The organism is Nonomuraea cavernae (assembly GCF_014646355.1).
Classification (GTDB): domain Bacteria; phylum Actinomycetota; class Actinomycetes; order Streptosporangiales; family Streptosporangiaceae; genus Nonomuraea; species Nonomuraea cavernae.
Map to the genome: position 1 here is coordinate 1 of NZ_BMNH01000046.1, position 25,811 is coordinate 25,811.

At 71.0% G+C, this 25,811-nt stretch carries 25 protein-coding genes and 1 pseudogene; 22 read left to right on the top strand and 4 right to left on the bottom strand.

The features are described 5' to 3' along the window. The first annotated feature begins 314 nt into the window (after positions 1–314). The 6 genes from IEY82_RS37175 to IEY82_RS37200 all read left to right on the top strand — a co-directional run bounded on the left by IEY82_RS37175 (position 315) and on the right by IEY82_RS37200 (position 5,152). The gene (locus IEY82_RS37175; protein WP_189128991.1) at positions 315–1,037 is read left to right on the top strand and encodes an SRPBCC domain-containing protein; all 723 of its coding nucleotides are present in this window, start codon (positions 315–317) and stop codon (positions 1,035–1,037) included. After that, positions 1,037–1,387: a YciI family protein gene (locus tag IEY82_RS37180; protein WP_189129024.1), complete on the top strand. Its 351-nt coding sequence runs from the start codon at positions 1,037–1,039 to the stop codon at positions 1,385–1,387. Before IEY82_RS37175 ends, IEY82_RS37180 begins: the two co-directional genes overlap by 1 nt. A 23-nt stretch (positions 1,388–1,410) precedes the next feature. Beyond that, on the top strand, positions 1,411–2,685 hold the full coding sequence (locus tag IEY82_RS37185; RefSeq protein WP_225264338.1) for an RNA polymerase sigma factor: 1,275 nt from the start codon (positions 1,411–1,413) through the stop codon (positions 2,683–2,685). Between the two features lie 53 nt (positions 2,686–2,738). Then, complete coding sequence (locus IEY82_RS37190; protein ID WP_189128992.1) at positions 2,739–3,254, top strand: DinB family protein; 516 nt, start codon at positions 2,739–2,741, stop codon at positions 3,252–3,254. Positions 3,255–3,437: 183 nt separating this feature from the next. Further along, the gene (locus IEY82_RS37195) at positions 3,438–4,457 is read left to right on the top strand and encodes a HAMP domain-containing sensor histidine kinase (protein WP_189128993.1); all 1,020 of its coding nucleotides are present in this window, start codon (positions 3,438–3,440) and stop codon (positions 4,455–4,457) included. A gap of 5 nt (positions 4,458–4,462) precedes the next feature. After that, complete coding sequence (locus IEY82_RS37200; protein ID WP_189129026.1) at positions 4,463–5,152, top strand: response regulator; 690 nt, start codon at positions 4,463–4,465, stop codon at positions 5,150–5,152. A 7-nt stretch (positions 5,153–5,159) separates the two neighbouring features. Here the strand turns inward: IEY82_RS37200 and IEY82_RS37205 are convergent, their stop codons facing one another. Together IEY82_RS37205 and IEY82_RS37210 are read right to left on the bottom strand one after the other, a co-directional pair. Then, positions 5,160–6,623 (bottom strand): MFS transporter, encoded by a 1,464-nt coding sequence (locus tag IEY82_RS37205; RefSeq protein ID WP_189128994.1) that lies wholly within the window; start codon positions 6,621–6,623, stop codon positions 5,160–5,162. 35 nt (positions 6,624–6,658) lie between these two features. Then, positions 6,659–7,285 carry a hemerythrin domain-containing protein gene (locus IEY82_RS37210; RefSeq protein WP_189128995.1) on the bottom strand — a complete coding sequence of 209 codons (627 nt, stop codon included), beginning with the start codon at positions 7,283–7,285 and terminating at the stop codon, positions 6,659–6,661. 188 nt (positions 7,286–7,473) lie between these two features. Here IEY82_RS37210 and IEY82_RS37215 point away from each other — a divergent pair, with 188 nt between their 5' ends. Continuing rightward, positions 7,474–8,310: a MarR family winged helix-turn-helix transcriptional regulator gene (locus tag IEY82_RS37215; RefSeq protein ID WP_225264340.1), complete on the top strand. Its 837-nt coding sequence runs from the start codon at positions 7,474–7,476 to the stop codon at positions 8,308–8,310. Positions 8,311–8,393: 83 nt separating this feature from the next. Here IEY82_RS37215 and IEY82_RS39705 read toward each other — a convergent pair. Beyond that, a pseudogene (locus IEY82_RS39705) lies at positions 8,394–8,495 on the bottom strand (type I methionyl aminopeptidase); the annotation flags it as partial. A 165-nt stretch (positions 8,496–8,660) separates the two neighbouring features. Here IEY82_RS39705 and IEY82_RS37220 point away from each other — a divergent pair. The 13 genes from IEY82_RS37220 to IEY82_RS37280 all read left to right on the top strand — a co-directional run bounded on the left by IEY82_RS37220 (position 8,661) and on the right by IEY82_RS37280 (position 22,305). After that, positions 8,661–9,863 carry a helix-turn-helix domain-containing protein gene (locus IEY82_RS37220; RefSeq protein ID WP_189128996.1) on the top strand — a complete coding sequence of 401 codons (1,203 nt, stop codon included), beginning with the start codon at positions 8,661–8,663 and terminating at the stop codon, positions 9,861–9,863. 50 nt (positions 9,864–9,913) lie between these two features. After that, positions 9,914–10,180, top strand: coding sequence for a hypothetical protein (locus IEY82_RS37225; protein ID WP_189128997.1), 267 nt, complete (start codon positions 9,914–9,916; stop codon positions 10,178–10,180). 133 nt (positions 10,181–10,313) lie between these two features. Next, positions 10,314–11,108, top strand: a complete 795-nt coding sequence (locus IEY82_RS37230; protein ID WP_225264342.1) for a DNA-3-methyladenine glycosylase family protein — start codon at positions 10,314–10,316, stop codon at positions 11,106–11,108. Continuing rightward, positions 11,068–12,537, top strand: a complete 1,470-nt coding sequence (locus IEY82_RS37235) for a B12-binding domain-containing radical SAM protein (protein WP_189128998.1) — start codon at positions 11,068–11,070, stop codon at positions 12,535–12,537. Before IEY82_RS37230 ends, IEY82_RS37235 begins: the two co-directional genes overlap by 41 nt. After that, the gene (tmk, locus tag IEY82_RS37240) at positions 12,537–13,151 is read left to right on the top strand and encodes a dTMP kinase (RefSeq protein WP_189128999.1); all 615 of its coding nucleotides are present in this window, start codon (positions 12,537–12,539) and stop codon (positions 13,149–13,151) included. Before IEY82_RS37235 ends, tmk begins: the two co-directional genes overlap by 1 nt. A gap of 19 nt (positions 13,152–13,170) precedes the next feature. Continuing rightward, positions 13,171–13,629 carry an NUDIX hydrolase gene (locus tag IEY82_RS37245; RefSeq protein WP_189129000.1) on the top strand — a complete coding sequence of 153 codons (459 nt, stop codon included), beginning with the start codon at positions 13,171–13,173 and terminating at the stop codon, positions 13,627–13,629. Positions 13,630–13,897: 268 nt separating this feature from the next. Then, on the top strand, positions 13,898–17,608 hold the full coding sequence (locus IEY82_RS37250) for a nitrate reductase subunit alpha (RefSeq protein WP_189129001.1): 3,711 nt from the start codon (positions 13,898–13,900) through the stop codon (positions 17,606–17,608). Continuing rightward, positions 17,608–19,371, top strand: coding sequence for a nitrate reductase subunit beta (gene narH / locus IEY82_RS37255; RefSeq protein WP_189129002.1), 1,764 nt, complete (start codon positions 17,608–17,610; stop codon positions 19,369–19,371). Before IEY82_RS37250 ends, narH begins: the two co-directional genes overlap by 1 nt. Further along, complete coding sequence (gene narJ, locus IEY82_RS37260) at positions 19,371–20,051, top strand: nitrate reductase molybdenum cofactor assembly chaperone (RefSeq protein ID WP_189129003.1); 681 nt, start codon at positions 19,371–19,373, stop codon at positions 20,049–20,051. The genes narH and narJ overlap by 1 nt, the downstream gene beginning before the upstream one ends. Before the next feature lie 60 nt (positions 20,052–20,111). Then, complete coding sequence (gene narI / locus IEY82_RS37265; RefSeq protein ID WP_189129029.1) at positions 20,112–20,846, top strand: respiratory nitrate reductase subunit gamma; 735 nt, start codon at positions 20,112–20,114, stop codon at positions 20,844–20,846. Next, positions 20,843–21,418 carry an HPP family protein gene (locus IEY82_RS37270; RefSeq protein WP_189129004.1) on the top strand — a complete coding sequence of 192 codons (576 nt, stop codon included), beginning with the start codon at positions 20,843–20,845 and terminating at the stop codon, positions 21,416–21,418. Before narI ends, IEY82_RS37270 begins: the two co-directional genes overlap by 4 nt. Positions 21,419–21,496: 78 nt before the next feature. Continuing rightward, positions 21,497–21,853 (top strand): hypothetical protein, encoded by a 357-nt coding sequence (locus IEY82_RS37275; protein ID WP_189129005.1) that lies wholly within the window; start codon positions 21,497–21,499, stop codon positions 21,851–21,853. After that, positions 21,850–22,305, top strand: a complete 456-nt coding sequence (locus IEY82_RS37280) for a MerR family transcriptional regulator (protein ID WP_225264344.1) — start codon at positions 21,850–21,852, stop codon at positions 22,303–22,305. The genes IEY82_RS37275 and IEY82_RS37280 overlap by 4 nt, the downstream gene beginning before the upstream one ends. A gap of 13 nt (positions 22,306–22,318) precedes the next feature. Here the strand turns inward: IEY82_RS37280 and IEY82_RS37285 are convergent, their stop codons facing one another. Next, on the bottom strand, positions 22,319–23,860 hold the full coding sequence (locus IEY82_RS37285) for a DUF1349 domain-containing protein (RefSeq protein WP_189129006.1): 1,542 nt from the start codon (positions 23,858–23,860) through the stop codon (positions 22,319–22,321). A gap of 151 nt (positions 23,861–24,011) precedes the next feature. On the opposite strand from IEY82_RS37285, the gene IEY82_RS37290 reads away from it, so the two are divergent. Further along, entirely contained in the window at positions 24,012–24,674 is a 663-nt protein-coding gene (locus IEY82_RS37290; protein WP_189129007.1) for a response regulator transcription factor, read from the top strand. Further along, the gene (locus IEY82_RS37295; RefSeq protein WP_189129008.1) at positions 24,671–25,783 is read left to right on the top strand and encodes a sensor histidine kinase; all 1,113 of its coding nucleotides are present in this window, start codon (positions 24,671–24,673) and stop codon (positions 25,781–25,783) included. The genes IEY82_RS37290 and IEY82_RS37295 overlap by 4 nt, the downstream gene beginning before the upstream one ends. The last annotated feature ends 28 nt before the right edge of the window (positions 25,784–25,811 follow it).

Sequence of the window (25,811 nt, forward strand, 5' to 3'; positions counted from 1 at the left end):
CCGCCGCACCCGCTATCGAGGACTGCTCAAAACCCGACTCGCGCATCTGCTGACCGCCACCGCGATCAACCTCATCCGCCTGGACGCCTGGTGGACCGACACCCAGATCCGCGGCACTCGCGCCTCTCACCTGGAACGACTCGGCGCTGAACTCGGCCTAGCCGCGTGAACCGAATCGGCCAACAAAGTCGTAAACGCCCAGGGTTCCACGCCAGATCACGCTGAAAAGGATCGCGCGCCGTTGTCGATTCCGGCCGTGCCCGCGTGTCGTAGGGGTGAAGGGCTACGACTGACGAAGCATGGAGGCGTACGACATGTCCGAACGATTCGAAGTGCGGTGGGAGGGCGAGCTGCCCGCCGCCCCGCGCGAGGTGTGGGACGCGTTCACCGTCCACACCGCCGGCTGGTACTGGAAGATCGCATACGAGCCGTGGGTCGGCGGCGCGGAACGCGGCCTCACGAGCGCGGGCACGGTCACCGTCTGGGATCCGCCGCGTCACTTCACCACGCGGTCGGCAGACGGGTCCAACGAGCTCGACTACGTGCTGGAGCCGAGCCGGGGCGGCACTTTCCTGAGCTACCGGCATCGCGGCGAGACCACCGAGAACCACGAGCGGGAGCTCGACGCCTGCCGGCGGCACACCGCCTTCTACTACCACTCACTCGGCGAGTATCTGCGGCACTTCTCCGGGCGTGACGCGGCCTACGTGAGCGCGGAGGCCCCTGACTCGTCGGCGAAGGGCGGCTTCGCGGTGCTGCGCCAGGCCCTGGGCGTGCCCGAGGACGTCGCCGCCGGCGACACGGTTCGGCTGACACCGGCCGGGATGGAGCCGATCGACGGCGTCGTCGACTACGCCACCGCCACCTTCCTGGGCGTGCGCGGCGACGACGCCCTCTACCGCTTCTACGGCCGTGACGTGTGGGATTGGCCGGTCGGCGTCGCGCACCATATGTTTGTCGCCGGTGCCGACGAGGCGGAGCTCACCCAGACCTGGAGCACCTGGCTGGACGGCGTGTTCGCGAAGGATGTTGTGTGATGCCCCAATATGCGGTGCTCATCTTCGAGCGCGAGACACCCGGTGGCGTGGCCGACCTGCCGCCGGAGATCATGGAGGCCCACGACCGGCTGCCCGATCGGATCGCCGAGCAGGGCGGGCGCATCATCGCGGGGCTGGCGCTGGAGCCGTCCGCCACGGCCACCGCGATCCGGGGCGACCTGATCACGGACGGCCCGTTCATCGAGACCAAGGAGGCGCTGGCCGGCGTCTTCGTGATCGAAGCGAGTGACCTCGACCACGCGCTGGCGCTGGCCCGGCTGACGCCGATCGTCAGCGGGGGCGTCGAGGTCAGGCCGCTGATCGGGTTTGAGACTCCGGCGGGCGACTGAGCCGCGTGGATTCCGTGGATTCCGTGAATTCCGTGGAGCAGGCGGTCGCCGACGCGCACCGTCGCGAGTGGGCGTACGTGCTCGCCGCGACGGTGCGCGTCACCCGCGACCTCGACAGCGCCGAGGAGGCGGTGCAGGACGCCTACGTCAAGGCGCTGACCACGTGGACCCGCGACGGGGTGCCGGAGCGGCCCGGCGCGTGGCTGACGACGGTCGCGCGGCGCAACGCCCTCAACATGACGCGCCGCGACCGGACCCTGCACGCCAAGCTGCCGCTGCTGGTGCAGCCCGATGACACCGAGCCGTCCGAGGCGTTCGAGCCGTCCGGACCGTCCGGGCGGGACACCATTCCCGACGACCGGCTACGGCTGATCTTCACCTGCTGCCATCCGGCGCTGGCCGAGGAGGCGCGGGTCGCGCTCACCCTGCGGCTGGTCTGCGGGGTGGCGACCGAGGACATCGCGCGGGCCTTCCTCGTCGGCGAATCGGCGATGGCCGCCCGGCTGACCCGGGCCAAGAAGAAGATCGCGGTCGCCCGCATCCCTTACGCCGTGCCCGCTCCCGGTGAGCTTCCCCGGCGCCTCGACTCGGTGCTGACCGTCGTCCACCTGCTCTACGCCACCGGCCACACCGCGTACTCCGGCGAGCGGCTCGTCCGCGACGAGCTCACCGGGCGCGCGCTCGACCTGGCCCGGATGCTGCGCCTGCTGCTGCCGGGCGAGCGTGAGACCGCCGGGCTGCTGGCACTGCTGCTGGCCCAGCACGCGCGCCGCGCCACCCGCACCGACGCGTACGGGACGCTGCTGCGCCTGGAGGAGCAGGACCGCTCCGCGTGGGACCACGAGCTGATCGCCGAGGCCGACCGGCTCGTGGTGGCCGCGCTCACCGCCGGTCCGCCCGGACGCTTCACGTTGCAGGCGGCGATCGCCGCTCTGCACGCGCAGGCGCCCACCTACGCCGAGACCGACTGGCCGCAGATCCTCACCCTGTACGGGGAGCTGCTGCGGATCTGGCCGTCACCCGTCGTCGCGCTCAACCGGGCGGTGGCCCTGGCCATGGTCGACGGGCCGTCGGCCGCGCTGGCCCAGGTCGAGGCGCTGGAGGCGGAGGGCCGCCTGGCCGGCTACCGCTACCTGCCCGCGACCAAGGCCGACCTGCTGCACCGCCTCGGCCGCGACACGGAGGCCGTCCGGGCCTACCGGGAGGCCCTGGCACTCAGCGACAACGCCGCCGAACAGGAGTTCCTGACCGGCCGCATCAGATCGGCCGGCCCGGGTGCGAGGTCGAAGCCCGGATGAGCGGGCGAGTGGAGGGCTGCGGACGGACATCCGATTCGTGGCATCATGTCCGGATGACTTGGACTGCTCCCGAGGTGACCCGCGCCGGCGGATCGCTGGTCGCGCCCGAGCCCGAGCTGTTGCGGGACCTGCTCGACTGGCATCGTTCGACGCTGCTGCACAAGTGCGCCGGGCTCACCGGAGAGCAGCTCGCCCTGGCGCCCATCCCGCAGTCCAACCTGTCGCTCCTGGGGCTGATCCGGCACCTGTCGAAGGTGGAGCGCAACTGGTTCCGGCGCTTTCGCGGGGAGCCCATCGAGAACCTGTACTCGACCCCGGAGCGGCCCGACGCCGACTTCGAGGACCTCGACCCGGCGCGGGCCGAGACCGAGTACGCCACGCTGCTCACCGAGCAGCACCTGGCCCGCCAGGCCGTGGCGGGCGTGTCACTCGACTCCACACTGGTCCGGCCCGGCGGCGGCACGTACTCGCTGCGCATGGTCTTCGTCCACATGGTCGGCGAGTACGCCCGGCACAACGGGCACGCCGATCTGATCCGGCAGTGCGTGGACGGCGTCACGGGAGCCTGAGTGACCGCTCCCCCGGCGCGTGAGCGGGCTCGTGCCGGGCAGGCTGTGCCCGCCATCGGGTCTGGCACCCATATGCGCTGGTGGACGGCATGTAGACGGCGTCTGAGCCGTCGCGTCGGGGCGGTGCGCAATGCGGCATGGCCCGCATGGACAAATACCCTCACCAGCGGTGAGGCTGGATACATGACCGCACCATCGAACAGGCCCGCGATGCTGGGAGCCCGGGCGAGCCGGCTCGCGCGCACGCCCGCCTCGGCCTTGTTCTGGCGGATCGTCGTGATGAACGGCCTGCTCTTCACCATCGGCCTGACCGTGCTGGCGCTGTCGCCGGCGACGGTCTCCTCCCCCGTGCTGCTCACCGAGGTGCCGATCCTGCTCATCGGACTGGCCCTGATGATCATGGTCAACGCGTTCGTGCTGCGCAACAGCCTCGCACCGCTCAGCGCCCTCACCACGCTGATGGAACGGGTGGACCTGCTGCGCCACAGCGACCGCATCGCCCACAACGGCAACGGTGACCTGACCACGCTCATCGCCACGTTCAACTCCATGCTCGACCGGCTGGAGGCCGAACGCAGCGCCAGCACCGCCCACACCCTGGCCGCCCAGGAGGCCGAACGCCAGCGCATCGCCCGCGAGCTGCACGACGAGATCGGCCAGAGCCTCACCGTCGTCCTGCTCGGCCTCAAGCGCGCGGTGGACCGCGCCCCCGACGACCTGCGCGAGGAGCTCCACACCGTGCAGGAGACGGTCCGCGCCAGCCTCGACGAGGTGCGTCAGGTGGCCCGCAGACTGCGGCCCGGTGTGCTGGAGGACCTCGGGCTGCTCAGCGCCATGAGCGCGCTGGCCAGCGACTTCTCCCAGATGAGCGGCGTGCCGGTGGCCCGCGTGTTCGACCCGCGGTTGCCCGAGGTGAGCAGCGACGTCGAGCTGGTGATCTACCGCATCGCGCAGGAGGGCCTGACCAACGTCGCCCGCCACGCCCACGCCTCACGCGTGGAGCTGTCGCTGTGCGCCGACGACGGCGACGTGGTGCTGCGCATCACCGACGACGGCGACGGCGGGCCGATCCGCGAGGGCGCCGGCATCCGAGGCATGCGCGAGCGTGCCCTGCTCGTCAACGCCGACCTGACCATCGAGGAGGCGCCGGGGGGCGGGCTCCGGGTTCGTCTGGCCGTGCCGGTCACGAAGGAGCGAGCGTGAACGAGATGAGCGTGGGCGAGATGAGCGTGGGCACGGAGCAGCGGCAGACCCGCATCCTGCTGGCCGACGATCACGCCCTGGTCCGTCACGGGCTGCGGCTGATCCTGGACGCCGAGCCGGACCTGACGGTGGTGGCCGAGGCGGGCGACGGCGCCGAGGCCATCGAGATCGCCACCCGCTCCGGCATCGAGGTCGACCTGGCCATCCTCGACATCGCCATGCCCCGCCTGACCGGCATCCAGGCGGCCCGCGAGATCTCCCGGCGGGCGCCCGGCATCCGGCTGCTCATGCTGTCGATGTACGACAACGAGCAGTACTTCTTCGAGTCGCTCAAGGCGGGCGCCTCCGGCTACGTGCTGAAGTCGGTCGCCGACCGTGACCTGCTGGAGGCGTGCCGGGCCGCGATGCGCGGCGAGCCGTTCCTCTACCCCGGGGCGGTCACCGCCCTCATCCGCGACTACCTGCAGCGCCACGAGCAGGGCGAGACCGTCCCCGACAGCCTGCTGACCCCGCGCGAGGAAGAGATCGTCAAGCTCATCGCCGAAGGGCACTCCTCCAAAGAGATCGCCGACCTCCTGGTGATCAGCGTCAAGACCGTCGACCGTCACCGGGCCAACGTGCTCGGCAAACTGGGCCTGCGCGACCGCCTCGACCTGACCCGGCACGCCATCCGCGCCGGCCTGGTCGAACCCTGACACCGGCTCAGCCGCCGTGCGCGCCGACTCGGCTGACGGTCACCGACTCCGGGTCGGCCGGGGGCGCGGATGGGGGCGTCCGGGGCAGCGTGGCGGCGGCCACGAGAAGGGCGGCCAGGTAGAGGCCGGCACCGGCCAGCAGAGCCGTGGTGTAGCCGGTCGTCAGCGACGCGGGGAGCAAGGCGTCGGCGGTGGCCACGGCGGCCAGGACGACGAGGCCGAGGGCGCCGCCGATCTGCTGGCTGGTGTTGACCAGCCCTGAGGCGATGCCGGTGTCGCGGGCGGCGACGCCCCGCACGCCGCCGATGGTCGTGGTGACGAAGCCCAGGCCGAGCCCGGCTCCCGCGACGAACTGGGCGGGCAGCAGGACGGCGACGTAGCCGGTCTCCGGCGTGAGCAGGGTGAACCAGGCCATGCCTGTGGTCGCCAGGGTCAGGCCGATGACGGTGACCGCGCGTTCGGACAGGCGGCTCAGCAGGCGAGGGCCGATCGCGCCCGAGGCCACGCCGATGCCGAGCGCGAAGGGCAGGTAGGCCAGCCCGGTCCGCATCGGGCCGTACCCCTTGATCGTCTGCATGTAGAGGGTGAGGAAGTAGAACGTGGCCATCATGCCCGCGCCCATCAGGAACATGACGGCGTTCGCGCCCGCCCGGCCGCGGTCGCGCAGGATGGCGGGCGGGAGCATCGCGGCAGGGCTGCGTCGCTGCACCAGCAGGAACACGGTCAGCAGCAGCGCCGCGGCGGCGAAGAGGCCGAGGGTGACCGGCTCCGTCCAGCCGTGGGAGCCGGCCCGGTTGATGGCGTAGACGAGGGAGCCCAGGCCGAGGGTGGCGGTCACCGCGCCGGGCAGGTCGACGCGGCCGCGGTCACGACCGCCGTCGACCAGCACGCCGGTGCCGGTCAGCACCGCGATCGCGATCGGCACGTTCACGTACAGGACCCAGCGCCAGTCGAGGTATTCGGTGAGGGCGCCGCCGAGCAGCAGCCCGACGACCGAGCCGAGGCCGCCCATCGCCCCGTAGACGCCGAGCGCCCTGGTGCGCGCCGGACCGGCGGGGAAGGTGGTGGCCAGCAGGGACAGCGCCGTGGGCGCGGCGATGGCGGCGCCGACGCCCTGCAGCGCACGGGCGGCGATGAGCACCGTGCCGGTGGGGGCGAGTCCGCCGAGCAGCGACGCCGCGGTGAACACGACCAGGCCGAGGCGGAAGACGCGGCGGCGGCCGAACAGGTCGCCGGCCCGCCCGCCGATGAGCAGTAGTCCGCCGAAGGCCAGGGCGTAGGCGGTGAGCACCCAGTTCAGGTCGGCCTGGGCGATGCCCAGGGAGCTCTGGATGCTGGGCAGGGCGACGTTCACGATGGTGCCGTCGAGGACGAGCATGAGCTGGGCGGCGGCGATGACCAGCAGGGCCAGGCCGGGACGCTCGCGGGTGGGTGCGCCGGGCAGGGCGCGGACTTCGTCGTGCACGGACATCAAGGGGGCTCTCTCGGTGGTGAGGTGTCAGGGGGTCAGGAGTAGAGGCGCAGGGACGCGTAGGCGGGGCGCCACTCGTCGTGGTAGGCGGCCACCAGCGGGGACGGCATCCGGCCGAGGACGCGCGCGGCCGTCTCCGGGTCGGCCTCGTCGAGCAGCCACGGCAGGTAGCGGGGCGCGTCGCCGCCGATCCGGTCGCGGTGCACCTCGGCGAAGTGCTGCCACTGCTCGCCGGTCAGGGTGGCGTCGATCAGTGCGAGGCCCTCGGCCTCCTCGTGGCGCAGGTGCCCGCCCAGGCCGGTGACCAGGGCGTCGACCAGCCCGCCGAGGCGTTCGGCGCCGTGGTCGCGGTCGGCCAGCGCCTCGTCGACGCCGGCCAGCAGGGGGTCGATGGCGGCGTGCTCGTCCTCCATGGCGTCCAGCAGGGCGAGGTCGTCGGGACGGGCGGCCAGCGCCTGCCGCATGGCGGGCCACAACGCGATGTCCTCGGACGTGTGGTGGACCACCAGGAAGGTCTTGAACAGCTCCCAGCCCGCTGCGGTCCGCAGCACCTGTCGAGGGTCGTCGCCGGTGCGGGCGGCGACCTTGGCGATGCGCTCCAGCTCGCGCCGCAGGGCGTCGTGCATCGCGAACATCATCGTCATGTCGAGGGCGAAGGTCATGACTTGGCTCCATGGGCATGGGCGCGCCGGAGGTCTGGCGCGCGGCGAGGTGGCAGGGGATTGACGCGTCCAGACGTCCGACGCGATATCAAGTACGCTAACTATCCATAATCTAACTGTCAATCTGCCAACTATTTTTCCACTTAACCATCACCGGCTTCGGTAAGCTGCCCGGCGGAGGTGCATCAGTGGACGACAGGCCGGCCACGACGGAGACCCAGGAAGCCGTCGGCAAGCTGCTGCGCCGGGTCTACGCCCGGTTCACCGCCGAGGCGGTGCGCGACGACCCGCAGGCCCGCGACTACGTCGTCCTCGACACGCTCGCCGACCAGGACGCCGACTCCCAGCACGAGCTGGCCGAGCGGCTCGGCATCAACCGCACGATCATGGTCCGGCTGGTCGACCGGCTGGAGGCCGCCGGCCACGTGACCCGCACCCGCAACCCGGCCAACCGGCGCTCCTACACGCTGTCGATCACCGAGGAGGGCCGCCGGGCCCGGGACGCCATGCGCCGGCAGGTCGCCGAGCGCGACGCCCGCGTCACCGCTCCCCTGACGCCGGCCGAGCGGCGGCGCCTCAACGAGCTGCTGAGCCTGCTGCTTCCCGAGCCCGAGCCGCTCCAGACCACCGCCTTCCTGGTCGCCCAGGCCCACTACCGGCTGCGCCGCATGGGCGACGCGCTGCTGGCCGGCTCGGGGTTGCGCACCCGGCACTTCGGCTCCCTGACGGCGATCGACGAGCTGGGCCCGTGCCCTCAGCAGCGGTTCGCCCAACACCTCGACATCTCCGAGCCAGCCGCCGCCCAGGTGATCGACGAGCTGGTCCAGCTCGGTCTCGTCGCCCGCGGCCGCGACCCCCACGACCGGCGCCGCTACGCCCTGGAGCTCACCGACCTCGGCCGGCGGCGTCTCGTCGTGGTCCACGACGCGCTGCGCCGCCTGCAGACCGAGATCCTCGACGTCCTCGGCGCCGACGCCGAGCGCGAGCTGCGCACCCTGCTCGGCAAGCTCCTGCCCGAGGAGTGAAGGCTCCCGCCCGAAGGGTCCTCCTTTTCACCGGCGATTCGCGATGGGGTGCCAGGAGCGCAGGGGCGGGCGTGGCTTCGGCCTCACGGTTGCCTCTGCTTCGGCAAGGTGAGGATTTCGGCTCCGTCGCTGGTGATGGCGATCGTGTGCTCGCTGTGTGCCGTCCGGCAGCCTGTCGCGCTGCGCGAGATCGGGGTCGGCCGGCGTGACCGCGGCGCTTGAGGGGCCGGAGTTCATCGGGTTGAGCTCACCCGGCCGTGCGGCGCCGGGTCAATCCTCGTGACCCCTCGCATACGTGAGTCCCTGCGCCATAGCCTGAGATTGCGACATCCTCAGGAGGTGCAGGGCCTATGCACGAGGACACCACCATCGGGGCCCGGTTGCGGACCCTACGCCGCTGGCGCGGTATGACGCTCGCCCAGCTCGCAGGACTGACCGGGATGAGCCAGTCCTACCTGTCCATGGCCGAGCGCGGGCAGCGCGCCCTTGATCGGCGCTCCTATAAAGCCGCACTGGCCGCCGCACTCAAGGTCTCCGAAACCGACCTCACGGGCGGACCGCACCTGTCCTCCGATCCAGTCCAGTCCGAACCACACGCCGCCATCCCGCACATCAGGGCCGCGCTATTGTCCAATGCGCTCACCGCGCCGGCCGTCGACCACGCGCGCGCCCTGCACGAGTTGACGGCGGAGATGACCCGGCTCGACCGCAGCAAACTGAAGTTCCGCCAGGCGGGCGACGTCCTGCCCGCCCTGATCGACGAGCTTCACGTGCACGCCGCCGCGCCCGCCGACGAGCACGAACAGCGTCTGGCGCTCGAAACCCTCATCGAGGCGCTCCAGACCGCGACGTTCATCACCAAGGATCTCGGCTACGGCGACCTGGCGGCCCTGGCCGCCATGCGCGCCACGGAGATCGCGGGCATGCTCGACGACCCTGTCAGCGCAGGCAAGGCCGCGAGCTTGCGCATCCACACGATGCCGACCACTTCGTGGCGTGCCCGGCTCACCGCCGCCGAGGCCGCCGCCGACGCGTTGCAGCCACACGTCCAGGAAGCGTCCGTGCCGGTGCTCGGCATGCTGACCCTGGTCGCCGCCCTGTCCGCGACGGTGGCCGCCAACCCGGGCCGGGCCGATCACTGGTTGTCGGAGTCCGCGGAGCTGGCCACCCGAGTGGCCGACGACCCGCTGGAGAACTGGGGCGCGTTCAGCACCACGAGCGTCGGCGTGTGGCGCGTCGGGCTGGCCGTCGAGCAGGGCGAGAGCGGCGGCGTGCTCGGCCTCGCGGAACAGGTCGACGAGCGGAAACTGGCTGGCCGCCGGGGACGTCATGCCGCGTTCCTGGCCGACGTCGGCCGCGGCCTGGCCCGCGAACCGCGCAGGTGCGAACAGGCCGTGCAGTGGCTGCGACGGGCCGAGAGCGTCGCCCCGCACAAGATCCGCAACGATAGCCGGGTGCGTGAGGCGGTGGCGGTCATGATGGAGCAGTCCCGGGCCGCGGCCGGGAGCCGGGAGCTGCGCGGCATGGCTGCCCGGATGGGTGTCTCGCACTGACTTCACAGCTGTGAAGATTCGCGCCGGGCACGTCTCTACCGTTCGAGGCTATGGAGACCGACACGGTCATGGACGCCAGAGCATGGCTGGAGCTGCTGCGCGGCGAACTGGCGGAGCGCGGTTGGGACGCCGAGATCCGCAGCATCCGGGCGAGACCCCACCTGTGGATCGTCAACCCGGATGACCGCAAGCTGAACGGCATGGTGGCGGCCCAGGGCGATCATTACAGGTGGACGTGGGGACCGGTGCTCGGACGGGCCGGCAACGTGCACGGTGTATCTGACAAGATCCTTCATGTGCTGCGCGGCGTCTCATGATCGGGGCCACTTACGGGTTTTACGAGTGGACGGCGGCGATCCCCCCGCTGCACTGAAGCGACCAGGTGGAGGTCTATGCCCTGCCACACTCATGCACCTGACTACGAGGCCGCACGCATTGGAGATCACCCTCATGAACTGGATGCTCGATCACCCCGGCTGGGACCTGCGCCGCCCGCCGACCCGCGCCATGCGCACCCCGACCGGAACATGGCTGATCACCGCCACGACGAACGGCCCGATCCTGCTCGACGGCGACGGAGCGGCCCCGCACCCCGAAACCTACGATCCCGCCGCACTGGCAGATCTCGGCCTCCCGCGAGGGCTGGCCCGCGCACTCCACGAACTCGGCCCCGTCCGCCGCGTGCGCAACACCGACCTGTGGGACGCCCTGGCCACGGCCATCATCCGCCAGGTCATCCGAGCCTCGCAGGCCCGCACCATGTACCGGGAGCTGCTCGCCGCCGCCGGACAGCCCGCCGGGCATACGTACCTGCCACCGACTGCCGAGCAGATCCTCGCCATGCCCGACCAGCAACTCGCCGACCTCGGCATGGCATTCAAACGGCGCCCTCTGCGCGCCGCCGCGCACGCCTACCTGCACCACGGCGACGAATGGGCGACCATGCCCGCCGACGTCCTGGTCAAAGCGCTGCAGGTGGTCCCGCGTATCGGCCCGTGGACCGCAGGCGCTGCCGTCGCCGATCACACCGGCGACTTCTCCGTCTACCCCTACGGCGACCTCGCCGTGCGCATCTGGGCCAGCCGCGCCGACCCGGCGACGGCCTGGCCCGACGACGAGCCCGGCTTCGCCGCCTTCTGGCGCGACCTGGCCGGGCCACACCTATCCGCCCTGACTGCCGTCACCCTCGCTTGGGGAGACCAACATGTCCATCAGTCCGCTCATCCAGGAAGGCCCGTGCAGTAACCCCGGCGGGCAGCTCGACCTGATTCTCGTCAACGCTCCGCTGCGCGACTACGCGCTGCGACCCCGCGTCAACGACTACACCCTGCCCGTCCTCGGGATGGCGTACATCGCAACCTACGCCGCCACCCACGGCTACCGCGTCGGCGTCCTGGACGCCGAAGCCGCCGGCCTCCCGGTGGACGACACCATCGCCCTCATCAACCAGGCCCGACCCCGCTGGGTCGGTTTCAACCTCCTGGCCCCCACCTACGACCTCACCGCCACCATCGCCGCCGGCCTCGACCCCGGCATCCACATCATGGCCGGCGGCCACCACGCCAAAGCAATGCCGCAGCGGATCCTGGCCGACCCGCGCATGGCCCGCTGTAACGCGCTCATCCTCGGCGAGGCGGAGACTCGCGTGGTCGAACTCCTCGCCGATCACCGCAACCGCGCCGACCTGCCCGGCGTCATGTGGGTTGACCGGCTCCTCGCCCAGCCCGCCACCGGCGGCCGCCCCGGCACCGGCCACCACCTGGCACCCGACATCAACGCACTCCCGTTCGTTGACCGCGCCTACCTCGCCCAAGATCCGTACACGGCCGGCGATGGCCGCATCGAGGCGAACATGGTGGGCGCCCGCGGCTGCCCCTACGACTGCTCGTTCTGCGGCGCCGCCGTCTCCGCCAACCCGGACGTGACGATCCGCGTCCGCGAACCGAGCAACATCCTCGCCGAGATGCAGGATCTTCGGGACCGGAACGCGGTGAGGGCGTTCCGGTTCGTCGACGACCTGTTCCTCGGCGCCGGCCGCATCATCGACCGGATGATGGCCGCCTTCGAGCAGGCCGACGTCGGCCGGTGGGCGGTGTGGGATGCGACCGGCCGGATCAATGTGCTCGATCGGCGCAGCGATGCTCAGCTCGACCAGCTCGCCATGTGCGGCCTGCGGGAGGTGGCCCTCGGCATCGAGTCCGGCAGTGAGCGGGTGCTGTCCTACATCGACAAGCGGATCACCCCCGGCATGGTGGCGTCTGTCGCCGAGCGGCTCGTGCGCCGCGGCATCGGCGTGAAGGGGTACTTCATCCTCGGCTTCCCCGGGGAGAGCCGGTCCGAGCTGCAGCAGACGGTTGCCCTGGTGCGCCGGCTGTGGGAGGTAGCCGAGCGCCGCCCTGGAACGTTCCGGGCATCCGTTTTCCAGTTCCGGCCCTACCCCGGCACCCCTGAGTGGGGGCGACTGATGGCCACCGGCCAGTACACCGCCGAACAGTTACTCGCCTACGCGCCCGTCGACCTCGGCGGCGACGACGAAGCGATCCGCGGCCGAGACGAGTTCAACTTCTCCTCCGGCATCCAGTTCGGCGAGACGCCCGAGGACGAGATCCACCGCCACCTCGCCGCACTCGCCCGCGAGCAGCACGCCCGCACCCAATCCGCCGGGAGGCTCTGATGCCTGGCCTGTTCGTCACCGTCGACGGGCCCGGCGGCGTCGGCAAGTCCACCTTGCTGCCGCTGCTCGGCGCCGCCCTGGAGGCCGCCGGTCACAGCGTGTGTCTCACCCGGGAGCCATCCGGAGGGCTGCTCGGCCGTACCGCGCGCGAGCTGACCAGCGAGTTCCATGGCCTGTCCCTGGCATGCCTGGTCGCGGCCGACCGGTTCCACCACCTGGTCGACGAGATCGAACCCGCCTTGTCGCGCGGCCAGCTCGTGTTGTGCGACCGGTACGTGCCCTCCTCCTACGTGCTGCAGAGCCTCGACGGCGTGCCACTGGAGTACGTCCGCCAGCTCAACGCGCCGGCTCGGCGGCCCGACCTGGCCATCATCCTCACTGCGGCACCCCACCTGCTGGAGGCCCGGCTACGCGGGCGCGGTGCGCACAGCCGGTTCGAGCACGACGGGTCGAGCACGCCGGAGGTACGCCTTTACGACGAGCTGGCCACCGTGCTCGCCCAGGACGGCTTCCCGCTGTACACCCTGGACACCGGGACCTTTTCACCGCAAGCCGCCGTCCAGGCCATCACCTGCCACGCCAGTGCGTTACTGTCACGCCAGCAACGCCAGTAGCTCCCCCGAGGTGGCCGACATGAAGCAGCGGTATCAGGTGACCGTCGATGTCCACGTGATCCTTCAGCGCGCCGGCGACGTCCTGCTGTGCCTACGTGAAGGCACGGGATACCGCGACGGCTGGTACTGCCTGCCCTCCGGCCACCTGGAGGAGGGCGAAACCGTCGTCGACTGCGCCATCCGCGAAGCACGGGAAGAGATCGGGGTGGCCATCGACCGGCGCGACCTGCGGCCGGCCACTGTCGTCCACCACCTGTCCCCCGAAGGCCGGCCGCGGCTCGGCGTGTTCTTCGCCACCTCCCAGTGGTACGGGGAGCCGGTGAACGCCGAACCCGCCAAGTGCGGCGGGCTTATCTGGACGCCGCTACGCGGCCTGCCGGACAACGTGGTGCCGTACACCGCTGCGGGCATCGGACAGTACCTCGACGGCATGGCCATCGGGCTGCACGGCTGGCCCGAGCTGGCGGCAACCTCCTGACCCGGGCACAGCAGAAACGGCCCCGCTCTCCGTAGGCGAGGGTGACGGGGCGCATTAGTAGCTTTACTGACGTCAGCGCCTACGGGCGCGCTCGCGGTCTAGTCGATCACCTCGGCGGCCGGTACTCAGCCTCCCAGGATCCGGTGACGCTCCGAGTACGACCTGTCACGGTTGGCGACGAGTCGATATAACTCTCCGAGATTGAGAGATTACTTTACGTGTATGATTTTGATCGGTTGTCTGCCGCCACCGTTGGTAGATAGACGACATGGTCAACGAGCGAACGGCCGAGGAACCCAAGGAGGGGGCCACGTCGGCCCTCCTGCGGATCGGACACTTCTTCAGCCGGGGCACCTACTCCGACGACCTGAGGGACGTGTCCTATCGGGGCGGACGCGCGGGCGAGGTCTTCTACCGTGACCGCTGGGCGCACGACAAGATCGTACGTTCCACCCACGGAGTCAACTGCACGGGCTCCTGTTCCTGGAAGGTGTACGTCAAGGACGGGATCATCACCTGGGAGACCCAGGAGATCGACTATCCGACGGCCGGCCCCGATCGTCCCGAGTACGAGCCCCGGGGCTGCCCGCGCGGAGCGGCGTTCTCCTGGTACACCTACCACCCGACCCGGGTGCGCTACCCGTACGCGCGCGGCGTGCTCGTGGAGATGTACCGCGAGGCCCGCAGGCGGCTCGGTGACCCGGTCCTGGCCTGGGCGGACGTCGTGGGCGACCCGGAGCGGCGGCGCCGCTACCAGCAGGCGCGCGGCAAGGGCGGGCTGGTGCGCACCACCTGGGACGAGGCGCTGGAGATGATCGCCGCCGCCCATGTGCACACCATCAAGACGCACGGTCCCGACCGGATCGCGGGGTTCACCCCCATCCCCGGCCAGTCGATGCTGTCCCACGCGATCGGGACCCGGTTCCTGTCGTTGATCGGCGGCCAGGCGCTGTCGTTCTATGACTGGTACGCCGACCTGCCGGTGGCCTCCCCGCAGGTGTTCGGCGACCAGACCGACGTGCCGGTGTCCGGCGACTGGTGGGACGCGGCCTACCTGATGATGTGGGGCTCCAACGTTCCCGTCACCCGCACGCCCGACGCGCACTGGATGGTCGAGGCCCGCTACAACGGCCAGAAGGTGGTCGTGGTCTCCCCCGACTACGCCGACAACAGCAAGTTCGCCGACGACTGGCTGCACCCCCATCCCGGCACCGACGGCGCACTGGCCCACGCGATGGGCCAGGTGATCCTGCGCGAGTACTTCGTCGACAGGCAGGTGCCGTACTTCCTCGACTACGTGCGCCGCTTCACCGACATGCCGTTCCTCGTCCGGCTGGAGGAGAAGGACGGCTCGTACGTGCCGGGGCGGTTCCTGCGCGCCACCGACCTCGGCGGGGAGCACGCCGCGGCCGAGAACGCCGAATGGCGCACCGTGCTGCTGGACGAGGCCACCGGCGCCCTGGTCGTCCCGTCCGGCACCGTCGCCGACCGCTGGTCGCACGAGGACGGACGCTGGAACCTCGACCTCGGCGACGTCCTGCCCCGGCTCACCCTGCACGGCCTGCCCGACGCCGTGGGCGCCGAGGTGCTGCTCCCCCGGTTCGACACCGCCGACGGGTCGGGGGCGGTGCTCCGGCGCGGCGTCCCGGCCAGACGGCTGACGCCCGGCGGGCCGCTGGTCACCACCGTGTACGACCTGATGCTGGCCCGCTACGGCGTCGCCCGCGACGGCGTGCCCGGCGACTGGCCGACCGGCTACGACGACGCCGCGTCCCCCGGCACCCCGGCCTGGCAGGAGACGATCACCTCGGTGCCGGCCGCCGCGGCCATCCGGACCGCCCGCGAGTTCGCCATGACCGCCGAGAGCACCAACGGCCGCTGCATGATCCTCATGGGCGCCGGCACGAACCATTGGTTCCATTCGGAGACCACCTACCGTAACTTCATCACGCTGCTGCTGATCACCGGCTGCATAGGGCGCAACGGCGGCGGCTGGGCCCACTACGTCGGCCAGGAGAAGTGCCGCCCGCTCACCGGCTGGACCACGCTGGCCACCGCGAACGACTGGAAGCGGCCGAGCCGGCAGATGATCGGCACCGGCTTCTTCTTCCTCAACACCGACCAGTGGCGCTACGACCACTTCCGCGCCGACGTCCTGACCTCGCCGCTCGGCAAGGGACACCTGGCCGGGATGACGGCGGTCGACGTCCTGGCCCAGTCGGCCCGGCTCGGCTGGATGCCCTCCTACCCCACCTTCGACCGCAACCCGCTGGACCTGGCCGACGAGGCTCGCGCCTCCGGCCGGGACCCGGGCGAGCACGTCGCCGGTGAACTGGCGGCGGGCCGGCTGAAGTTCTGCGCCGAGGACCCGGACCATCCGGACAACTGGCCACGCATCCTCATCGCGTGGCGGGCCAATCTGCTGGGCTCGTCCGCCAAGGGAGCCGAGTACTTCCAGCGCCACCTGCTGGGCACGCTCAGCAACCTGCGGGCCACCGAGGCGCCCGAGGACGTCCGGCCACGCGACGTGCGCTGGCGCGACCCCGCGCCCGAGGGCAAACTCGACCTGCTGCTCTCGCTGGACTTCCGGATGACGTCCACGACCCTGCTGTCCGACATCGTGCTGCCGGCCGCGACCTGGTACGAGAAACACGATCTGAACGCGACCGACATGCACCCGTTCGTGCACTCGTTCAACCCGGCGGTGGAGCCGCCCTGGCAGGCCCGCACCGACTTCGAGATCTTCAACGACATCGCCGACGGCGTGGCCGAGCTGGCCGGCGAGCATCTGGGCACCCGGTACGACCTGGTGGCCACGCCCTTCCAGCACGACACACCCGGCGAACTGGGCAACCCCACGGGCGTCGCGCAGGACTGGCGGGCCGACGGCTCGACACCGGTCCCCGGCCGGACCATGCCGAGCGTGACCGTCGTCGAGCGGGACTACACGGCGATCGCCGCCCAGATGCGCACCCTCGGCCCGCTCGCCGAGTCCAAGGGCGTGCCCTGCAAGGGCGTCAACTACCAGGTGGATCACGAGGTCAGGCTGCTGGGCCAGACGAACGGCGTCGCGCGCGGCGGCCTCGCCGACGGCCTGCCGCTGATCGACACCGGCAAGAAGGCGTGCGAGGCGATCCTGGCGCTGTCCGGCTCGACCAACGGACGCCTCGCCGACCAGGGGTTCCGCACCCTGGCCCGGCAGGTGGGCACCGGCAACGGGCTGGCCGACCTCGCCCGCGCCGACGCCGACCACCGCATCACCTACGCCGCCACCCAGGCGCACCCGCAGACCACCATCACCAGCCCCGAGTGGGCGGGCATCGAGACCAGCGAACGCCAGTACAGCGCCTTCACCATCAACACCGAGCACGGCAAGCCCTGGCACACCCTGACCGGGCGCATGCACTTCTTCCTCGACCACGACTGGATCGCCGAGCTCGGCGAGAACCTGCCGACGTACCGGCCGCCGCTGAACATGCACCGGCTGTTCGGAGAGCCCGTCCTCGGCCCGGACGGCGCGCGCGAGGTGACCGTGCGCTATCTCACCCCGCACAACAAGTGGTCCATCCACTCCGAATACCAGGACAACCTGATCATGCTGTCGCTGTCGCGGGGCGGTCAGGTCATCTGGATCAGCCCGCAGGACGCCGAGGCCATCGGCGTCGCCGACAACGACTGGATCGAGGCGGTCAACCGCAACGGCGTGGTGGTCGCCCGGGCCATCGTGTCCTACCGGATGCCGGCCGGGACGGTCTACATGCACCACGCCCAGGACCGCGTCATCGCCGTCCCCAAGAGCGAGACCACCGGACGGCGGGGCGGCATCCACAACTCGCTGACCCGCGTGCTCGTCAAACCCACCCATTTCATCGGTGGATACGCCCAGCTCTCCTTCTTCCCCAACTACATGGGCCCGGTCGGCACCCAGCGTGACGAGATCACGGTGATCCGGCGGCGGGCACAGAAGGTCGAGTACTGATGCGCGTCATGGCCCAGATCTGCATGGTGATGAACCTCGACAAGTGCATCGGGTGTCACACCTGCTCGGTCACCTGCAAGCAGACGTGGACGAGCCGGTCCGGCGTCGAGTACGTGTGGTTCAACAACGTGGAGACGCGCCCCGGGCAGGGCTATCCACGCCGCTACGAGGACCAGGAACGCTGGCGGGGAGGCTGGAAGCTGACCTCGCGGGGCCGGCTGGTCCCCAAGGCGGGCGGCCGGATGCGCCGGCTGGCGAGCATCTTCGCCAACCCGCTGCTGCCCAACATCCGCGACTACTACGAGCCGTGGACCTACGACTACAACGACCTGTTCGACACCCCCGCCGGTGACGACTTCCCGGTGGCGGCGCCCCGCTCGCTCCTCAGCGGCAAGCGGATGGACAACATCACCTGGTCGGCCAACTGGGACGACGACCTGGGCGGCATGCCGCAGCACCAGGGCGACGACGTCGTCCTGCAGCGGATCCAGGACAAGGTGCGCACGGAGCTCGAGCAGACCTTCATGTTCTACCTGCCGCGCATCTGTGAGCACTGCATCAACCCGTCGTGCGTGGCGTCCTGCCCGTCGGGCGCGCTGTACAAGCGCGTGGAGGACGGGATCGTGCTGGTCGACCAGGACCGCTGTCGCGGCTGGCGGATGTGCGTCACGGGCTGCCCGTACAAGAAGATGTACTTCAACCACCGCACCGGCAAGGCCGAGAAGTGCACCTTCTGCTTCCCGCGCGTCGAGGTCGGCCAGCCCACCGTCTGCTCCGAGACCTGCGTCGGCCGGTTGCGCTACATCGGCGTGTTGCTGTACGACGCCGACCGGGCGCCGGAGGCCGCGGCCACCCCGCGCGAGCAGGACCTCTACCCGGCGCAGCTCAGCCTGTTCCTCGACCCGCACGACCCGGAAGTGCGGCGGGCCGCCGAGCGGGCGGGCATCCCGCACGACTGGATCCAGGCGGCCCGCCGTTCGCCCGTCTACGACCTGATCGCCACCTACGGCGTGGCGCTGCCGCTGCATCCGGAGTACCGCACGCTGCCGATGGTCTGGTACGTGCCTCCGCTGTCGCCCGTGGTGGAGGCGATCACCGCCTCGGGCCACGACGGCGAGGACTACCAGAACCTGTTCGGCGCCATCGACACGCTCCGCATCCCGGTCTCCTACCTGGCCGAGCTCTTCACGGCGGGCGACCCGGCCCCCGTCGAGCTGGCGTTGCGACGGCTGGCCGCGATGCGCTCCCACCGGCGGCGGATCAACCTCGGCGAGCCGGTCGACCCGGAGATCGCCGCTTCGGTCGGCTTCGGCGTCGAGAAGCTGGACAGCATGTTCCGGCTGCTCGCCCTGGCGAAGTACGAGGAGCGCTACGTCATCCCGACGGCCGCCGCCGGAGACGTACGGAACCTGGAGGAGACCGCGCTGAGCGGATGCAGCCTCGACTACGAGGGCGGTCCGGGGATGGGCGGCACCGAGACGTCGGGGCCGTTCGGTGAGGCGTCCGGCCGGCCGGCGCCCCTGTCCGTGGAGACCTTCCACGGCCTGCGCGAACGCCAGACCTCGGAGTCGGCCGCCGACACCTCCGGCCACAGGGGCCGGATCAACCTGCTCAACTGGGACGGCCGCGGCCTTCCCGAGGGGCTGTTCCCGTACCGGTCGCAAGGCGGCGACGGCCCCCGAGGCGGTCAGGTGGACAAGGGCGAGGGGCTGGGCGCCGAACCGGGCGAGATCAGCGAGCGGCGCAAGCGCGAGGAGTCGTGATGAGGCCACCATGGACCTCGCGGCGACCCGAGCTGTCCGCCGACGGCGTGGCCGTGGTGCGCCGGGCGGCCGGGCTGTGCCTGCGCTACCCCGACCAGGCCCTGCTCGACCGGCTGCCGCTGATCCGGGCCGCGCTCGCCGAGACCGGCGCGCATCCGCCGGTGGCCGCCGTCGCCGAGTTCGCCGAGCACCTGGCGGGCCAGGAGCCGCTGCGGGCCGAGGAGCACTACGTGTCGGTCTTCGACATCCGCAACCGCCGCTCGCTGCACCTGACCTGGTGGACCGACGGCGACACCCGCCGCCGGGGGTTCTCCCTCGCCGCGATCAAGGCGCGCTACCGGGCGCACGGCCTGACGCCTCCGGGCAGCGACGAGCTGCCCGACTACCTGCCCGTCGTCCTCGATTACGCGACCCTGGAGCGCGAGGACGGGACCGAGCTGCTCCAGGAACACCGGGCCGGGCTCGAACTGCTGAAGTTCGCCCTGATCAAGGTCGCCACTCCGTACGCGCGGCTGCTGGAAGCGGTGTGCGGCACGCTGCCCGGGGCCTCTCCCCGCACCGCTGAGGAGGCCACCCGGATGGCCCGCCGCCCGCTCGACGGCGGCCCGGAACTGGTCGGGCTGGGCACCATCGGACTCCCCTCGTCGCATCCCATCGCCACCACCGGGGGTCTCACGTGATCTCGTCCGCGCCGGGCCGGAGCCGCCAGGCCCTGCCCACTTCGATGGTGAGGGTCCATGATGCCCTCGCCCATTGACATCTTCCTGTGGGGAGCCTTTCCCTACATCGCCGTGGCGATCCTGGTCACCGGCCTCATCTGGCGCTACCGCTACGACAAGTTCGGCTGGACGACCCGCTCGTCCGAGCTGTACGAGTCGCGGCTGCTGCGGTGGGGCAGCCCGATGTTCCACATGGGGCTGCTCATCGTGCTGCTGGGCCACCTTCTCGGCCTGTTCGTCCCGCAGAGCTGGACGAGCGCGATCGGGCTCAGCGAGAACATCTACCACTCCCTGGCGCTCTGGCTCGGCATCGCCGCCGGCGTGCTGACCTACGCCGGCATCGTCCTGCTCGTCTGGCGGCGGCGCACCACCGGGCCGGTCTTCCTGGCCACCACCGTCAACGACAAGATCATGTACATCTTCCTGGTCGCGGCGCTGACGTTCGGGCTGGCCGCCACGCTGATCAACGCCGCGACGCTGCACTACAACTACCGCATCGACCTCTCGCCCTGGGTGCGCAGCCTCTTCGTGTTCCAGCCCGAGGTGGCGCTCATGGCGCGCACGCCGATCGAGTACCGCATCCACGCGATCTCCGGGCTGCTGCTGTTCGCGATCCTGCCGTTCACCCGGCTGGTCCACGCGTTCGCCGCGCCCGTGCAGTACCTGTTCCGGCCGTACATCGTCTACCGGGCCCGCGACCCGCAGAACATCGGCACCGCGGCGCTCCGGCCGGGCTGGAAACGGAGCGACGTTTGACCCGCGGGGCGAAGCCCTACCACCTGGAGTCGTTGGAGGACCGGTATCCCACGTGGGTGGTGCGTTCGCTCTACACGGGCGTCAACAGCTTCATCTCGATCTTCCTCATGGCGATCATCGCCTACAACACCGACGCCCCGTTCGTCTTCCCGTCCCTGGGCCCCACGGCCTTCCTGCTCTTCTACACGCCGCTGGCGGCCGCGTCCTCGCCGCACAACGCCCTGGTCGGACACCTGATCGGCGTACTGGCCGGTTGGTTCTCGCTCGCGGTCACCGGCCTGCTCGCCGTGCCGCCCGACCTGGAGAAGATCGACTGGCAGCGGATCCTGGCCTGCGCCATCGCGCTCGGCCTGACCTGTGGGCTGATGCCGGTCTTCCAGGCGGCGCATCCGCCGGCCGGCGCCACCACGCTGATCGTCTCGCTGGGCCTGCTGCGAACCCCCGACCACCTGCTGATCATGATGGTCGCGGTGTTCGTCATCGTCCTGCAGGGCTTCGTCATCAACCGGGCGGCCGGCCTGCCGTACCCGACGTGGCGAAAGCGGGCGAAGAACGCGCCGCCGGACGACTGACCGGCCGGCCAGGGCAGTTTTCGCTTCTGGCGCCAAGCCCTTGCATCCGGTACCCAGGTACGGGTTTACCGTCGAGGCATGACCCATGACATCGCCCTCGACTTGGGATGGGCTCCCTCCGCCTGCACCCTGCCCACCGCCGAGCAACCGCTTCGCGTGGCCGAGTTCGACGCCTTGTTCGCCGACGCGCTGCGGGGCGTGGCGCGGCCGGAGCACACCCGGCTGCGCCTGGACCTCGCCTTCAGCCCGGACAACGCGGCGCGGGCGGCCGAACTGGCGGCCCGGGAGAACGGCTGCTGCTCCTTCTTCACCTTCACCCTCACCATCGCCGGCGGCGGCCTGGCGCTGGAGGTGACGGTGCCCGCGGAACAGACCGACGTGCTGGACGTGCTGCAGGCCCGCGCGGGCACCCCTGAGGCGGGACCACCGGCGTGAGACGGCACCTCGACCCGCAGGACCCGGCCGGGCCGTACCTGCGCAGCGGGCAGGTGGCCGAGCAGGCCGGGGTCAACCCGCAGACCCTGCGCTACTACGAGCGCCGTGGGCTGATCGCCGAACCGCGGCGCAGCCCCGGCGGGCACCGCGCGTACCCACCGGAGACCGTCACCCTGCTGACGGTGATCAAAGCGGCGCAGCGGCTCGGCTTCACGCTGGAGGAGGTGGCCGAGCTGCTCGACACCGGCCGGCGCGGCCACCCCACTGCTGACCTGCGCGAGCGCGCCCAGGAGAAGATCGCCGAGGTGGACGCGCGGATCGCCGACCTGACCACCATCCGGTCCGCGCTGAGTGCGGTGGTGAGCGCCGGCTGCGACAGCCTGACCCACTGCACCTGCCCGGACTGCCCCTTGCCCTACGCCGACCTGGCCGAGGTCGGCGTAACCGGCTGAGTGCGGGCTCGCCTCACCGATCCGGGCCGGGACCTCGTCGGGCCGCGCCGCGCTGTACGGCTATCGCCGCCCCGAGGGCGAGGGCGGCGTATCCGCAGGTCACGGCCAAACCTGCCCATGGCGGGAGCGGGTAGTAGAGCCCGAGCAGTGATGAGATCACGTCCACGTGCGCGAACGTGGGGACGCTCTGCGTGATCGCGAATCCGGCGGCAGGGGTGATCATCAGCAGCCACGGCACCAGGCCCGCAGTCGCCAGCAGGTAGGGCACGACGATCAGCGTGATGGCCAGTCCGATGGCGACGATGCCCCGCTTGACCAGCGCGGCCAGGCCCAGAGCCAGCACGGCGGCGGTCGCGGTCAGCGCCGCGTAGCCGACGATCACACGCAGCTCGGTCCCCAGGGTGATCGGCTGAATCGGGTTCTGATGGGCACGCAACAGCGCCAGGCCGACAGGAACCACGACCCCCGAGGACACCAGCCCCGCCACGAACGCGACCGCGCCGACCACCACGGCCTTGGCCGCCAGCACCCGCGCCGGATGCCGCGCGACCGGCAGGCTGCTCCTGGCCGGCTCGCGCCGGTGTTCCGCCGTGAAGAACGTGACCGCCGCCACGAGCACCGGGATCAGCCCCAAGGCCCCGCCGATCAGCATGAGGTCCGCGCGCACACCACCCTCCACCGTGGCGGGCCCGATGTCACCACCGCCGGTCACGATGAGCTGGTCGCCGGACTCGACGACCCCGCCCGGGTGATGCGGGGTCTTGCCGTCGGACTCCATGACGACGCCGACGTCGTCGCGGCGCCACGGACCGTTCGCGCCCCGCAGCGAGATCTGGTCGAAGGTGGCCGTGGTCGCGGAGAAGGCCTTCGCCATCTCCCACAACGCGCCTGGCGAGGTGGCGAACAGCCCGATCTCGACCGTCTCCGGCAGCCCGGTCAGCGTGACCGTGCCGATCTCGGCCCACGTCTTGCCGTCGTCTGATTCGTAGCCGGTGACGGTGTCGCCCGACCTGGTCAGCCGCAGCCACTGCGGGCCATTATGAGGACCGCCGGGCACGTCGTGGATGTAGTTGTACTGCATCCGCACACCGTGGGCTCCGGTGAGCATGACAGCGGCATACGGTGTGCCCTGCGTGAGGCTCTGCCTGACCAGGAGCCCGGCCTTCGCCCACGGCACCACCCCCTCCTTGACGTTGCGCACCCCGGGTACGACGTCCGGCAGCCGGATCTGCCCGGTCATGTCCGACACGCGGGCGGTGATGCTGCCGTTCCCCTGGAGCGGCTGGTGCACGAAGTAGTACTTGTCCCTCACTGCCGTACCGTCGGGACCCACCAATGGCGCAGGGCAGGGGCCCTCTCCTTTCCCGGTCACGCAGGCGCTGCGGGCGCCCCCGGCGATCAGCAGTCCGAGCGACACGGTGACCAGTACGGAGGCCGCCATGGCCAGCACCCAGCCCCGCGCGGAGCGGAACCTGGTCCACTCCTCGCGCAGCATCTGTGGGAAGCCGTCCCGCCCGGCCCGCCGGCTGGATCGGTAAGGCGTGCATGAACTCATGCCGACGGTTGTACGGGGCACCCGGTTCCAGCCGGGTCGCAGCCGCCGCGACCCGGCTGCGACCGGGGATCTGGCATCGTTGAGCCATGTCACCTCGACCTGGCGGCCGGTTCGGCCGTCCCGCCCGCGCGACGACCGGCGGCGAGTGACGGTGAGGGTCCTCGTCGTCGAGGACTTCGAGGTCCTCGCCCGCTCCATCGGCACCGGGCTGCGCCGCGAGGGCATGGCCGTCGACGTCGTCCTGGACGGGACCACCGCCCTCGACCGCCTGGCCGCCACCCGCTACGACGTGGTGATCCTCGACCGTGACCTGCCCGGCGTCCACGGGGACGAGATCTGCCGGCGACTGGCCCACGGCCGCTGTGAGACCCGCGTCCTGATGCTCACCGCCTCCGGCACGATCGAGGACCGCGTCGCCGGGCTCAGCCTCGGCGCCGACGACTACCTGCCCAAGCCGTTCGCGTTCGCCGAACTGGTCGCCCGCGTCCGCGCCCTGGCCCGCCGTGCCACCCCGCCGCTACCGCCCACCCTCACATGCGGGGACATCACCCTCGATCCGGCCCGCCGTGCCGTGTACCGGGCCGGCCGGCGCCTTGAGCTGAGCCCCAGGGAGTTCGCCCTGCTCGAATGCCTGCTCGCCGTACCCGGCGTGGTCATCTCCGCTGAGGAGCTCCTCGAACGCGTCTGGGACGAGGCCGCCGACCCCTTCAGCAGTGCCGTCAAGCACACCATGCACCGGTTACGGGCCAAGCTCGGCGACCCGCCCATGATCGAGACCATCCGCGAAGGCGGATACCGCATCGGACCGTCATGACCTCCCAGAAGCCCGCCAGGAGGTCCCTGCAGACGCGGCTCGCGCTCGCCTACGCGGCGGGCATCTACACCGCCGGGGTTCTGGTGCTGGTGTTCGTCGCCGTCCCGATCGCCAGCATCCAGGCGGCCACCCCCCAAGGCCGGTCCTCATCGAGCGCGATCACCGAAACGGGGCCCGGGATCAGCCTGCCCCTACTCCTCACGGGATCCGCCGTCGCCCTGGTGCTGCTGATTCCGGTCGCCCTGGCTCTCGGCTGGTTCGTCGCCGGCCGGTTCCTGCGGCCGCTGCGCGCCATCACCGCCACCGCCCAGATCATCTCCGCCGGAGACCTTCACCGGCGCCTCGACCTCGGCGAGCCCAGGGACGAGCTGACCGAGCTCGGCCACACGCTCGACGGCCTGTTCGCCCGCCTGCAAGCGTCCTTCGACGCCCAACGCCACTTCGTCGCCAACGCCTCCCACGAGCTGCGCACCCCTCTCGCCGGCCTGCGCACCCTGCTTGAAGTCGCCCTCGCCGACCCCGACGCCGACACCGGCACCCTGCGCTCGGCCTGCCGGGAGGCCCTCGCGCTGGGCGGACACCAGGAGCGGCTCGTCGAAGCACTGCTCGCTCTGGCCACCAGCGAGCGCGGCGTCACCCGCTGGGACGCCCTCGACCTTGCCCACGTCGCCGAAGGAGTGCTCGCCTCCCGCCGCGACCGAGCAACGCGGAAAGGCATTGACCTCGCCGAACACCTGGCGCCCGCGGTGACGGCCGGAGACCCGGGACTGATCGAGAGCCTCGTCGCCAACCTCGTCGACAACGCCATCCGCCACAACCACGCGGACGGGCACGTGAAGATCAGCACGCGGACCTCCGGCACGCGGGTGGCCCTCACGGTCACCAACAGCGGGCCGGTCGTCCCCGACGACCAGATCCAGCGGCTCTTCCACCCCTTCCAGAGACTGGCGCCCGAACGCCACGGCAGCCGCGACGGCTACGGACTCGGCCTCGCCATCGTCAACGCCGTCACGCACGCTCACCACGCCACCCTCACCACCAGCGCACGCCCCGAAGGAGGCCTGTCCATCACCGTGTGGTTCGCGGCCGGATCCCATGACCATTTCTGAGGATCGCCGCCCTGGTCTCGTCGGCGGG